This window comes from Caulobacter sp. GW822-FHT07D08, assembly GCF_058798735.1.
In genome coordinates this window covers 330,151-343,262 of record NZ_JBXAKU010000001.1, presented here as the reverse complement: position 1 = coordinate 343,262, position 13,112 = coordinate 330,151, and the positions used below count along the sequence as shown (strand labels likewise).

At 68.1% G+C, this 13,112-nt stretch carries 7 protein-coding genes; 4 read left to right on the top strand and 3 right to left on the bottom strand.

Annotation, left to right across the window (positions count from 1 at the left end; genetic code table 11):
- Positions 1 to 5 precede the first annotated feature (5 nt).
- Together AC1RJ9_RS01535 and AC1RJ9_RS01530 are read right to left on the bottom strand one after the other, a co-directional pair.
- Positions 6 to 1,295, bottom strand: coding sequence for a c-type cytochrome (locus AC1RJ9_RS01535; protein ID WP_492835350.1), 1,290 nt, complete (start codon positions 1,293 to 1,295; stop codon positions 6 to 8).
- Between the two features lie 136 nt (positions 1,296 to 1,431).
- Positions 1,432 to 2,709 (bottom strand): glycerate kinase type-2 family protein, encoded by a 1,278-nt coding sequence (locus AC1RJ9_RS01530; RefSeq protein WP_492835352.1) that lies wholly within the window; start codon positions 2,707 to 2,709, stop codon positions 1,432 to 1,434.
- Positions 2,710 to 2,914: 205 nt separating this feature from the next.
- Between AC1RJ9_RS01530 and AC1RJ9_RS01525 the strand changes: the two genes are divergently transcribed.
- From AC1RJ9_RS01525 to AC1RJ9_RS01515, 3 genes are all read left to right on the top strand, one after another.
- On the top strand, positions 2,915 to 4,123 hold the full coding sequence (locus AC1RJ9_RS01525; protein WP_492835354.1) for a TetR family transcriptional regulator: 1,209 nt from the start codon (positions 2,915 to 2,917) through the stop codon (positions 4,121 to 4,123).
- A 244-nt stretch (positions 4,124 to 4,367) separates the two neighbouring features.
- Positions 4,368 to 6,578 carry a TonB-dependent receptor gene (locus tag AC1RJ9_RS01520; RefSeq protein WP_492835356.1) on the top strand — a complete coding sequence of 737 codons (2,211 nt, stop codon included), beginning with the start codon at positions 4,368 to 4,370 and terminating at the stop codon, positions 6,576 to 6,578.
- A 62-nt stretch (positions 6,579 to 6,640) separates the two neighbouring features.
- Positions 6,641 to 8,431: an alkaline phosphatase D family protein gene (locus AC1RJ9_RS01515; RefSeq protein WP_492835358.1), complete on the top strand. Its 1,791-nt coding sequence runs from the start codon at positions 6,641 to 6,643 to the stop codon at positions 8,429 to 8,431.
- A gap of 60 nt (positions 8,432 to 8,491) precedes the next feature.
- Here the strand turns inward: AC1RJ9_RS01515 and AC1RJ9_RS01510 are convergent, their stop codons facing one another.
- Positions 8,492 to 10,120, bottom strand: a complete 1,629-nt coding sequence (locus AC1RJ9_RS01510) for an ABC-F family ATP-binding cassette domain-containing protein (protein WP_492835360.1) — start codon at positions 10,118 to 10,120, stop codon at positions 8,492 to 8,494.
- Between the two features lie 208 nt (positions 10,121 to 10,328).
- On the opposite strand from AC1RJ9_RS01510, the gene mprF reads away from it, so the two are divergent.
- On the top strand, positions 10,329 to 12,935 hold the full coding sequence (gene mprF, locus AC1RJ9_RS01505) for a bifunctional lysylphosphatidylglycerol flippase/synthetase MprF (protein WP_492835362.1): 2,607 nt from the start codon (positions 10,329 to 10,331) through the stop codon (positions 12,933 to 12,935).
- Positions 12,936 to 13,112: the final 177 nt, after the last annotated feature.

The window sequence follows — 13,112 nt, the reverse complement described above, 5'->3', positions numbered from 1 at the left end:
CGGGCTCACTTTCCCTGCGCGCGGATCGCCGCGACCTTCTTCTCGAGGTTCGGCCAGGCGGGCTTGTCCGTGCGGGTGGCGCGCAGATAGGCGGCCAGCTTGGCGACGTCGGCGTCGCTGAAGCGGTTGAAGCTGGGCATCACGACCCCTGGCGCTCCGTCCTTCGCGCTGATCCCGTACAGCACCACCCGGATCAGGTTGGTCGGGTCGTCCAGATTGACGGCGCTGTTGAGGGCCAGGTCCGGCCGCAGCGGATTGGGCTGGCCCGCGCCGTTGTAGTGGCAGGACGCGCAGGCCGCCGTGTAAAGCCGCGCCGACGGATCGTTCTGCGGCCCGACGTTGAGCCGGTTGGCGACGGCCGCGCGTTGCAGGGCCGGCGCCAGGGTCGAGGCTCGGCCCGCCGCGCCGTCGCGGTCGGCGAAATAGGCCGCCAGGGCCTGGATGTCGGCGTCGGGCAGCGTGACGAGTCCATCGTGGACAACCGGCGCCATGGGGCCGGCGGCGACGCCGTGATAGCGGCTGATCCCGGTGCGCAGATAGGCGACAAGCTCGGCCTGGTCCCAGGGCGCGGGCGACGGATTGGCGGCGGTCAGCGGCGGGGCGATCCAGTTGTCGATCGCCGCGCCGGCGAAAGCCTTGTCGTGCTTCTCGGCGCCCAGAGCGTTGCGCGGCGTGTGGCAGGCGCCGCAGTGGCTGACGCCCTCGGCCAGATAGGCGCCGCGGTTCCACTCGGCGCTCTTGGACGTGTCGGGCTGGAAGCGGCCGGGCTTGAAGAACAGCAGCTTCCATCCGGCCTGAAGCGCGCGGATGTTCAGCGGGAAGGGGACGCTGTTGCGCTTGGCGGGCGCGTCCACCGCCGGCCGGGTCATCATGTAGGCGTAGAGGGCCGAGACGTCGGCGTCCGACAGCTTGGTGAAATGGTCGTAAGGGAACGCCGGGAACAGGTGGGCGCCGTCGCGGGCCACGCCCTCGTGCATCGCCCGGCGGAAGGCCGCCTCGGACCAGGTTCCGATCCCGGTCTTGGGGTCGGGGGTGATGTTGGTCGAGTAGATCGCGCCGAAGCTCGTCTTCATCGGATAACCGCCGGCGAACGGCTGCCCGCCCTTGGTGGTGTGGCACGTCGAGCAATAGCCGGCCCCCGCCAGCACCGCGCCGCGCGCGACCAGTTCAGGCGCGAAGCTGGACGGCGCGGGCGGCGCGATCTTGTCGATCGCCGGACGCCAGGCGAAGACCCCGAAGCCCACCAGGCCGACGACCACGATCGCCAGCGTTCCGACTAGGAGACGTTTCAGCACGGGGGACCCTCCTGGCGGTCCCGCGCGGACGCGCAGCGCCCATCCGCAACAAGGCCAGATGCGGGGAGCTTGGGAGCAAATCCCACCCCAGGCAAGGCATACGGACGTTCTGCGAGACGTTCGCAACGCCGCTCGGTCATCGCGAGCCCTCCGAGGACGGGGCGTCGATCAGGATCGCCCGGAAGTCATTGACGTTGGTGCGAGTAGGACCGGTGACCAACAGGTCGCCGAGGGCGGCGAAGGCGCCGTATCCGTCGTTGTCGGCCAGACGCTCGGCGGCGTTCAGTCCCAGGGCCGAGAGGCGCGCCAGACTGCTCGGAAAGAGGATCGCCCCGGCGTTGTCCTCGGAGCCGTCGACTCCGTCGGTGTCGGCGGCCAGGGCGTGAATTCCGGCCCGGCCGTCCAGGGCGACCGCCAGGGCCAGCAGGTATTCGGCGTTGCGCCCGCCACGGCCGCCGCCCGTGACGGTCACGGTCGTCTCGCCGCCCGACAGCAGGACACAGGGCGGCGCGACCTCGCCGCGCCTGGCGGCGATCTCCAGGGCCCGCCGCGCCTGGGCGGCGGCGACGCCTCGGGCCTCGCCCTCGATCGCATCCCCCAGGATGACAGGGGTCAGCCCTCTTTCGGAGGCCGCCCGCGCCGCGGCGTTCAGGGCGTCGCGAGGACGCGCGACCAGCGCCGTTCGCGCATCGGGGACGGCCTTGGGCGTTTCGCTGCGGGGGTCATCCAACCAGGCCCGGACACGGTCGGGGATGGCGATCCGCCAGCGCTCGAGGATCGCCAACGCCGCCTGGCGCGTCGTCGGGTCGGGGACGGTCGGCCCCGAGGCGATCGTCGAGATGTCGTCGCCAGGCACGTCGGAGATGGCCAGGGTCACGACACGCGCCGGCGCGGCCAGCAGCGCCAGCCGGCCGCCCTTGACCGCGGACAGATGCTTGCGAACGCAGTTGATCTCGTCGATCGCCGCGCCGCTGCGCAGCAATTCCCGCGTGATGGCCTGCTTGTCCGCCAGGGTCAGCCCCGGCGCGGGCGCGGCCAGCAGCGCCGAGCCGCCGCCCGACAGCAGGCACACCACCAGATCATCGGCGGTGAGGTCCTTCAGCAGCGCGATCATGGCGGCGGTGGCGGCCAGGCCCGCCGCGTCGGCGACCGGGTGCCCGGCCTCGACGACCGTGATGCGCTGGCACGGCGCGCCGTGGCCGTAACGGGTGATCACCAGCCCTTCGAGCGGGCCCTCCCAGTGAGCTTCCAGAGCGGCGGCCATGGCGGCGGCGGCCTTGCCCGCGCCGACCACGATCGTACGCCCCTTGGGTGGCGCGGGCAGATGCGGCGGCAGGCAAAGCCCTGGGGAGGCGGCGTCGACCGCCGCCTGGAACATCGCCTTCAAGGCCTCCTGGGCTTCGATATCCGTCACGGGTCCGCGCCCTTCTCCAGTCCGTCTCCGGGTTAGGCCGCCCACGGCCCATCCGGCCTATGCGCGAAACGCATCAGATCCGCCGAAACCTGACGCGCCGCCTTCAGCGTCGCCACAAAGCCAGCGCGCAAAAACCTTTTCCCGCCCATTTTTTTGCGACGCGATCTATTGAGGCTCGCGGGCGGGCTCACGCTATAGAAAAGTCATGACTTCAGGACCACTCGACGCCGCTACCCCCCCGGAGCCCCAGGTAGATCGCCTGATCGAGGCGGCTCGGCGAGAGCTTGCCCATGGCGGCCTGCGCGCGATGAGCTTCCGTCGCCTGGGCGACGCCGTGGGCGCGACATCGGGCGCCCTGGCCTACCATCTCGGCGCCAAGGCCGACATCCTGAGCGAGGTCGTCGCGCGTGAGCGGCTTCGCGACCGCCGCTGGCACGACGAATGGCTGGAGCGTCTGGATGGCCTTGAACGCCTGGACCGTCAGGCCTTGGCCGCCATCCTGGAGCAATATCTCGACGCCCTGGTCCACGGCGAAGCGCGTCTGACGCAACTGATCTGGATGGACCTGGCGCTACGGGCGCCGCGCGACGCCGAGGTGGCGGCCCAGGTGGCGCCGTGGCTGGCCGAGCGCCGGAGCTTCTGGACGCGGCTGTTCGACGGACGCATCGAGAACCCCGCCATCTGGGCGGGTCTGGCCGCCGCCTATGTCACGGACGAGGGCTTCAACGGCCTGGTCGTGGGCGACGACCTCGACTACCGGCTGCTGCGCCGGATGGCGATCGACCGACTGTCCAGCCGGTTGGAACGCGACGGCGTCGGGCGCGAACCGCTGTTCTCTCGGCTGGTGCAGCGAATGGATCGGCGCCTGGGCCTGCCGGCGGGCGATGTCCCGGCGGACGCCATGGGGCCAGGTCCAAAGCGCGACGCCGCCCTCGCCGCCTGTCATGTGCTGGTCGACGGCGGCGCCGAAGCGCTCACCCACAGGGCGGTCGCCGAACGCGCCGGCTTGTCGCGGTCGGCCGTGGGCTATTATTTCAGGACCGCGGCGGACCTGTTCAAGGCGGCGATCAGCGGCGTCTATCTGATCGCCGATGGGCGCGGCGATCCGCCACCCGCGCCGCCCGGCGTTGATCCGATCCTGTGGCGAGGCCAGGCTGTCGCGCGCGGGGAACTGGCCGTGGTCCTGGCCGCCGCCCGGGACCCGGCGCTGTCTCCCTATGTCATCGATCAGCGCCGCTGGCGTGGCGTCAACTATATCCGCCTCTTGAGATCCAGAGGCTATTCCGGTCTCGACGCCCTCGACGGCCAGACGGCTTCGCTGGTCGCCACCGGACAGACAATCCTGTCTGGCGTGGACGGCGACGACCGCCGCGACCTGTTGCTGAGCTGGCTGATCGCGCGCCACAAGGACTAGACAACCGTTCGATACCGTAAGGGGAAATCGGCGGTATCTCGCTTCCAAAATTAGGACAACTGTTATGTTGACGTCATAATCACCTGCGATTAAGCCCCTGCTCAATAACTTTTAGGGAGGGGCGTTTATGTCGGCACGAGGAATTTTTTCGGCCTTTCGTTTGGCTCTTTGCTGCAGCGTCAGCGCGCTTGGTGCTGGACAAGCGTTTGGGCAGGAGCTCCCTGCTCATGACGATGTCGCGACCGTGGGCGATATCATCGTCACGGCGCAGAAGCGCACCCAACGCATCTCGGAAGTGCCCATGTCGATCAGCGCCTATGACGGCGCGACCCTGGAGCGGCTGGGGGTGACGGAGCTGGACAGGATCGCCCAGCTGACGCCGGGCCTGGTCATCCAACTGCAGGACCGCTTGCTGCCGGGGATTTCGCTACGCGGCATCACCTCGGACGATACGTCGCCGGCGGCCGAGCCGCGGGTCGCCCTTTTTCAGGACGGCGTGCCGATCACGCAGATCGCTTCTGGCTATGGCGAGATGTTCGATGTTGACCGCGTCGAGGTCGAAAAGGGCCCGCAATCGACCCTGCACGGTCGCTCGGCCTTGAACGGGGGGATTTCCACCTTTCAGAAAATGCCGACCGACACGCTCGGTTTCGAAGTTCGCGCCGGGCTGGGCGACCACGGTCAGCGGCTGGTCCAGGCCGTGGCCAATCTTCCGGTGAACGAGAAGTTCGGCCTTCGCATCGGGGCGCTGAAGCGCCAGCGGGACGGCTTCCTGAAGAACACCCAGGGCGGAACCTACAACAATGTCGACGGCCAGGCCTATCGACTGACGGCTCGCTACGCGCCCACCGACGCCTTCAAATTCCGGTTCTCGGGAACATACGATCGCGACGACACCGACAGCGGCGGCGCCTTCAAGTCCAACGTCTTCGCTCCCCGCAACCAACAGACCGGCGCGGTCGAGGGCGACCTGCGCTTCTGGACGCCGACCCACCTTAGTACGTTCGGCGACATGGCGGCGGACTACAGCAAACGGAAGATCGTCGGCCTCAGCGGGACCGCCGACCTGACTCTGAACGAACGTTTCGACCTGACGTCGATCAGCGGGTATCGCTGGTACAAGGCCTGTCAGGCGGGCGATATCGACGGTACGCCCACCAACATCATCGCCTACGACCTCTGCAATGACGGGGAACAGTTCTCCCAGGAATTGCGCCTCAACATTCGACGTAACGGGATCTTCGAAGGTTTCGTCGGCGCCAGCTATTTCAACGCCAGCAATTCCCAGCAGACGGACCTCGGCGGCGACGAGCGCGCCATGGCGCTGCTGCTGTCGGGTGCGTTGCACCGATATGCGCCCAACGGCCTGACGAACAGCCAGATCAACGCGGCTCTCGGTTCAGCGGCGGCCAACTACAAGCCTTTCCACCTGGATCGCCGGCGACAGACGGCGGACATCGAAACCTATGACCTGTTCGCGGATGGAACGTTCCATCTCACCGACAAGCTCCAGGCCTTTGTCGGCGGACGCCTGACCTGGGACGACAAGGCCGTGTCCATGCAGGTCACGACGCCCAAAGGCGTATCCCGCCTGACCGGGGGCGCGCTGCTGATGACCCTGACGCCGGCCGGCGGGATCGTCACGGGGGACCATGCCTCCAGCCTGGCCACGGGACGGGCCGGGCTACGCTATCAGGTGACGCCGACCGTGAATGTCTACGCGGTCTACGGGATCGGCAAACGCCCGGAGAGCGTCGACCTGACCGCCTCCGGGGCCGTCAACATACTGCCCGCCGAAGAACTGGCGTCCGCCGAAACGGGGATCAAATATCGCCTCTTCAACGGCGCGCTGTTCGGCGACGCGTCGATCTACCACTTCAACTACTCCAATTTTCAGACCTTCCAGCGCAATGGCGACCGCCTGGAGCCCGTGAACGCCGGCAAGGCCAAGGCGACCGGTTTCGAGACCCAGGCGACCTGGCGACTGGCGGACGGTCTGTCGGTGTTCGGAAGCTACGCCTACAATCACGCGCGCTTCAACGGCGGCGCCTATGACGGCAACAGTTTCCGCAACAGCCCGGACAACAAGTTCGCGCTCGGCGTCAACGCCTCCGTTTCGACGCGCCTGGGCGAGCTGTCGCTCACCCCCGTCTACAGCTGGCAATCAAAGATCTTCTTCTCCGACGACAACGATCGCTCCGACCTTCAGGTCCGCTCGCGCGCGGTGTTCTCGGACAAGACGGTCGATGAATACCAGGACGCCTTCGGCCTCCTGAACATCCGGCTCGGCCTGACCCCCGCATCCGGCCCCTGGTCGTTCGCGGTCATGGGCGAAAACCTGCTGGACGAGAAATACATCGTCGACGGCGGGAACACGGGCGACTCCTTCGGCATGCCGACCTTCATCACGGGACCTCGCCGCACCGTGCGGTTCGAAGTCAGCGCTCACTTCTGACGCATCGGTGGTGACCGGAGCGTCGCGCGCGACGGTCACCGCCCCCCTAGGGAACCAGAACCATGAAGCTTGATCGACGCGCCGCCCTCGGCCTCGTCGGCGCGGCCGCCTATGCGGCGACCGCGGGAAACGCCACCGCGCGCTCAGAGGAGCCCGCGAATTTCCTGCACGGCGTCGCCTCCGGCGATCCCCTGCGCGATCGGGTCATTCTCTGGACCCGCGCCACGCCTTCGCGCCCCGACGCCGCGGCTGTGTCCGTGGATTGGGAGGTCTCGACGGACGTCGATTTTCGGAAGGTGGTCCGACGCGGCACGGCGACGACCACCGCCGCCCGTGACTTCACCGTCAAGGTCGATGTCGCGGGGCTGCGGCCGAACACCGAGTATCGTTATCGCTTCCGCGTCGGCGACCGGATCTCCCCCGTCGGCGTCACGCGCACCCTTCCGGTCGGCTCTGTGTCGGAAATGGTCCTCGCCGTCGCCTCCTGCGCGCTCTATTCGACCGGATTCTTCAACGCTTACCGTGACATCGCCAACCTCGATCGTGTCGATGTCGTTCTGCATCTAGGGGACTACATCTACGAATACGGCGGCGGCCCCGACCAACTCGGCATGAGCATCGGGCAGAAAATCGGCCGCGCGCCCACCCCCGCGCACGAAGCCCGCACCCTCGCCGACTACCGGGAGCGGCACGCCTGCTACAAGCTGGACGCCGATCTGCAGGCGGCCCATGCGCGAGCGCCCTGGATCTGCGTCTGGGACGACCATGAAACCGCCAATGACTCCTGGAGCGGCGGGGCGCAGAACCATCAACCCGACGAAGGCGTCTGGAGCGATCGTCGCGACGCCGCCGTTCGGGCCTTCTATGAGTGGATCCCCATTCGGGAGCCTGAACCGGGCGCATCGCCGCTGGCGATCAATCGCACCTTTGAACTGGGCGATCTGGCGACCCTGATCATGGTTGAAAACCGGTTCCTCGGCCGCGATCGCCAGATCAACCTGCGCGATCCCAACGATGTGACCTGGAACGCGGTGGACCTGACCGTTCCGGATCAGCCGGTTCCGGTCACCGATCCCGAACTCAAGCGGAAGATCCTGACCGCGTTCGCCCAGGGTCGCCCCGTGGCCGCGCCCTATGGCGTCAGGATGGACGCCGATTCCATCCGCCGCTCCATGTCCCGACCCGACCGCAGCGTCTATGGCCACGCGCAGGAGGCCTGGCTGCGCGATCGTCTGGCGGAGTCGGTCCAGGCTGGAAAGCGCTGGCAAGTGGTCGGCAATCAGGTGGTGATGGGGCACACGACGGGCGCCGACATCGCCGGCTTCCTGGGAAAGGAAGGCTGGGCGCGGGCCTTTGAGCAGGTGACGCCCCTCCTGCGTCCCTGGCTCGAGCAACTGGCGACGCTGCCGAGCGATGTTCCGTTCGAATTCGACGGCTGGGACGCCTATCCCGCCGCGCGTGATCGCATGAACCGGATGTTCGTGGAGACGGGGAGCCGACCTCTGGTGCTGTCGGGCGACAGCCACGCCTTCTGGGTCAATGAACTGCACGACGCCCAAGATCGACGCGTGGCGGCCGAGCTCGGGGTCACCGCCATCACCAGCAGCAGTCTCGGCAACATGTTGGGCGACGTCGAGCTTGGGCCGGCCTTTTCAAAGGCCTGCCCGGAGGTCCGTTTCTGCCAGCATCTGACCAAGGGATACGGGCTGGTCACCTTGCGGGCCGACGACGTCCGGATCGACCTGATCGGCGTAACCACGGTTCTCGAGCGGAACTACGAGCGGTTCGTCCTGAAATCCTACCGGGTTCCCTCCAATCCGGCGGGCGGCGTCGGAGCGATGGAGGAAATCTAAACCGGGCGGGCGATCACGATCGATCGTGGACGAATGTGATCGCCCCGCACGGCCTCGCCGCTACCCGCCCGGATGCAGCCCCGGCGCTTCCTGGCCCGTGCGGGCGACATATTCGGTATAGCCGCCGCCGTACTGGTGGACGCCCTCGGGCGTCAGTTCCAGCACGCGGTTCGACAGGGCGCCCAGGAAGTGGCGGTCGTGCGAGACGAACAGCATGGTGCCCTCGAAGTCCGCCAGGGCCGCGACCAGCATCTCCTTGGTCGCCATGTCCAGGTGGTTGGTCGGTTCGTCGAGCACCAGCAGGTTCGGCGGATCGAACAGCATCTTGGCCATGACCAGGCGCGCCTTCTCGCCGCCGGACAGGACCCGGCAGGGCTTTTCGACATCGTCGCCGGAGAAGCCGAAGCACCCCGCCAGGGTGCGCAAGCTCCCCTGCCCCGCCTGCGGGAACGAGCGCTCCAGCGACTCGAAGATCGTCTCTTCGCCGTCCAGCAGGTCCATGGAGTGCTGGGCGAAATAGCCCATCTTGACGCTGGCGCCGATATTGACCGCGCCCTGATCGGGCTTGGTGTCGCCGGCCACCAGCTTCAGCAGAGTCGATTTGCCGGCGCCGTTGGCGCCAAGGACGCACCAGCGTTCCTTGCGGCGCACCAGGAAATCGAGGCCCTCGTAGATCGGCTGGGCGCCGTAGCCCTTGTGGACATTGCGCAGGCTGATCACGTCGTCGCCCGACCGCGGCGGGCTCTGGAACTCGAACTGCACCGACTGGCGACGGCGCGGCGCCTCGACGCGTTCGATCTTGTCGAGCTTCTTCACCCGGCTCTGGACTTGGGCGGCGTGCGAGGCGCGCGCCTTGAACTTCTCGATGAACTTGATTTCCTTGGCCAGCATGGCCTGCTGGCGCTCGTATTGCGCCTGGCGTTGCGCCTCGCCCAGCGCGCGCTGCTGGTCGTAGAAATCAAGGTCGCCGGAGTAGCTCGTCAACGTTCCCGCGTCGATCTCCACCACCTTGCCGATGATGCGGTTCATGAAGGCGCGGTCGTGCGAGGTCATCAGCAGGGCGCCCTCATAGTTCTTGAGGAAGGCCTCAAGCCAGATCAGGCTTTCCAAATCCAGGTGGTTGCTGGGTTCGTCCAGCAACATGCCATCGGGCCGCATCAGGAGGATGCGAGCCAGCGCCACACGCATCTTCCAGCCGCCGGACAGCATTCCGACATCGCCGTCCATGCGTTCCTGGCTGAAGCTCAGGCCGGCCAGCACCTCGCGCGCCCGCGCCTCCAGCGCATAGCCGTCCAGTTCCTGGAAGCGCTCCAGCACCTCGCCATAGCGTTCCATGATGGCGTCCAGCTTGTCGGCCTGATCGGGATCGACCATGGCCGCTTCCAGCGTCGCCATCTCGGCGGCCAGGGCGCTGACGGGGCCGACGCCATCCATCACCGCGGCGACCGCGCTCTGGCCCGACATCTCGCCGACGTCCTGGCTGAAATAGCCGATCTTCATGCCGGGATCGATCACGACCAAGCCGTCGTCGGGCTGCTCCTGACCGGTGATCATGCGGAACAGAGTCGTCTTGCCGGCGCCGTTCGGGCCGACAAGCCCGACCTTCTCGCCCTTCTGGACGCCCATCGAGGCTTCGATGAACAGGAGTTGGTGGCCGTTCTGCTTGGAGATGTTGTCGAGGCGGATCATGGGCGGTCTGCTAACGCGGGCGGGCGGAGAACACCAGCCTTAGAGTCCTCCCAATTCCTCGCCTCGCGCATCCGCCAAAGGCGGCGATTGGCGCGGAGTTCCACCTCGTCCGTCACGGCGTCGGCCTGCCGCTTTCGCCGTTCATGTTGTTGTGTGTCAATGCGCGGAGGTCGGGCGATCGTAGTCGATCGGCAAGGGAAATGGACGCATGACTGCAAGCGCGAGCGCCGCCAGGGCGAAAAGTCGGTCGGCGGTTTCCATCGTCGCCCGCGCCGCGCGGACGATGCTCGGCGGCCGAGTTTTCAAGATTGCGTTCGCCGCGTCCGTGTTCCTGGCGGCCCTATGGCTGCTCGGGCGGGAGCTTCGGGGATCGTCCCTCACGGCGGTCGTCGACGCGGCCCGCGCGACGAGACCGTCGGCGTTCTTCTGGGCCATCGTCGCCACGGCGATGAGCTATGGCTGCCTGGCCGTTTCGGAATGGTGGGCGCTGCGCACTGTCGGGCGCCGTCTTTCCGCGCCTCGTATCGGGCTGGTGACCTTCGTCGCGTACGCCCTGTCCAACGGCCTAGGCTTCAGCATGGCGACAGGCGCGGCGGCCCGGCTCCGCTTCTACCGCCCGTGGGGACTGAACACCGCTGAGGCGGCGGCGGTGAGCGTGTTGGCTGGGCTTGCCGTGACGCTCAGCGGCCTGGTGACCGCCGGGATCGCCCTGCTGGTTGTCGGCGACCTTCCGCTCGCTTACCGCGCGCTGGGCGTCTTGCTCGTTTCGCTGGGCGCCCTGTGGTTCGTGCGGCTGCCGGACAGGCTATGGTTTCTGCCGGGCTTGAGACCGCTCACCCCGCCGCGCAGGCTGGGCGTGCTGGCGCTCGGCGGGGGCGTCGCCGACTGGGTGTTCTCGGGCCTGGCGCTGTTCGTCCTGCTGCCCGGCGCCGCCGCCTCCGATTTCCTGCCCTTTCTGGCGATCTTCGTGTTCGGCTCGGTCGTCAGCGCGGTCTCGGGCGTGCCCGGAGGGGTGGGCGTATTCGACGCCATCGTGCTGGGCTTGAGCCACCGCTTCGCCGTCGCCCACGAGACGGCCGCGGCCTTGATCGTCTACCGACTGGTCTACGCGGTCGGCCCCTTGATGATCACCGCCGCGGGGTTGTGCGCGGCTCAGTTGGTCCGCGGGTTGCGCGGCGCCCGGCGCGCCGAGCTGAAGGTTGTCGCGGCGATCTCCGCGCCGACGGTCTTCGCCGCCCTGACCTTCTATCTCGGCGCGGCCCTGCTGCTCGCCGCCGCCAACGCGCCCATTCGGCTGGCGTCGCTCCAGATGGCCGCCGAACTCCCACGCTCGGCCCTGATGTCGAGCGTCACCGGCGCGCTGTTGCTGGTTCTGGCCCAGGCGCTCTGGCGCCGGCGGGAGGCGGCCTATTATGCGAGCCTGGCCTTGCTGCTGGCCGGCGCCGTCGGCGAACTCTGGCGGGGGTTTGGCTGGATCTCGGCCGGCCCCTTGCTGGCCCTGGCGCTCTTGCTGGCGCCCTGTCGCTTCGCCTTCGATCGCCGCTCGGTCTTGACCCGCGACCTGGCCTCGCCGGAGTGGTTGGCGGCGATCGCGCTTTCGGGCGCGGCGGCCTGGATCCTGGCCCGCATCGTCGCGGCGGACGCGCAGGCCCTGGGTCGTCCGTGGTGGTCGCTGGCCGTGACGACGGGGCGCTCCGGCGCGCTGGCCCTGGCCGCGGCCCTGGCGGCGATGGCGCTGATCGCGGCGGTCTGGAGTCTGCTCCGCGCGGCTCGGCCCGGTTTCACGCGTCCGGAGCCCCAGGCGCTTGAGCGCGCCAAGTCCATCATCCTTGACGCGGGCCATGTCTCCTGTGACGCCTTTCTGGTCCTGATGGGCGACAAGGCGCTGACTTTCTCGCCTTCGGGCCGCAGCTTTGTGATGTACCGGCCGCGCGCGGGGCGTTGGATCGCCATGGGCGACCCGGTCGGACCGGCCCAGGACCGCCCCGCGGCGATCGAGGCCTTCGCCACGGCGGCCGATGAAGACGATGCGCATCCCGTGTTCTACGCCGTGGAGGAAGAGAGCCTGGCGGACCTCGTGGCCGCGGGCTTCCTGCCCGTCAAAATTGGTGAGAGCGCTTCCGTCGATGTCACGCGCTTTGACCTGAAGGGTCATGACAAGCAGGACCTGCGCCTGGCTCGCAACCGCGCCCTGCGCCACGGCTTGGTGTTCGAGGTCTTCGCGCTGGGCGATCCGGCGACGCCGTGGGCGGCGCTGGCGAACGTTTCGCACGAGTGGCTTTCGACGCACGCGGGCGCGGAAAAGGGCTTCAGCCTGGGGGCCTTCGATCTCGGCTACCTCAACAACTTCCCGATCGCGGTGCTGCGGCAGGGAGCCGAGGTGGTGGCTTTCGCCAATATCGTGGCGTCTCCGGATCGCTCGAAGTTCGGCGTGGACCTGATGCGGGCGCGCCGGGACGGGCCATCGAGCGCCATGGACGCCCTGTTCATAGAGCTGATCGCCTGGGGCCGCGACCAGGGCTATGGACGCTTTGAGCTCGGGATGGCGCCGCTGGCCGGGCTTGAGATGAGCGGCGTGGACTCCTGGTCCCGGCGCGTCGAGCGGTGGATCTACCATGCCGGCGAGGGGCTCTACGGCTTCGAGGGCCTGCGGGCCTACAAGGACAAGTTCGGTCCCGAGTGGCGGCCCATCTTCCTGGCCGCGCCGCCGGGCCTGCGTCCGCTGGCTCTTCTCACCGATGTGGCGCTCCTGACGAGCGGCGGGGCGCGAGGGTTGGCGCACAGGCCGCGTCCGGAAGGCGGGGCTGAACCATGAAGCCGCCCGCCGCGCGGCTCGCACGCCTTGGCGCCCGCGGCATGCCAGTCACCGCGGGGAGGCTTGACGGCGATCAATGTACGGTCGCGTGCGGCGCGCACTCTGGGGTCTCGGATGGATCCCGGTCGGGGTAGGCCCTTCCGTCGGCTCGGAAGCTTTAGGCGCCGCGGCCGCAGT

Coding starts and splice junctions, on each gene's coding strand:
- AC1RJ9_RS01525 (WP_492835354.1), top strand. CDS start 2,915: ATGACTTCAGGACCACTCGACGCCGCTACCCCCCCGGAGCCCCAGGTA.
- AC1RJ9_RS01515 (WP_492835358.1), top strand. CDS start 6,641: ATGAAGCTTGATCGACGCGCCGCCCTCGGCCTCGTCGGCGCGGCCGCC.
- AC1RJ9_RS01510 (WP_492835360.1), bottom strand. CDS start 10,120: ATGATCCGCCTCGACAACATCTCCAAGCAGAACGGCCACCAACTCCTG.
- mprF (WP_492835362.1), top strand. CDS start 10,329: ATGACTGCAAGCGCGAGCGCCGCCAGGGCGAAAAGTCGGTCGGCGGTT.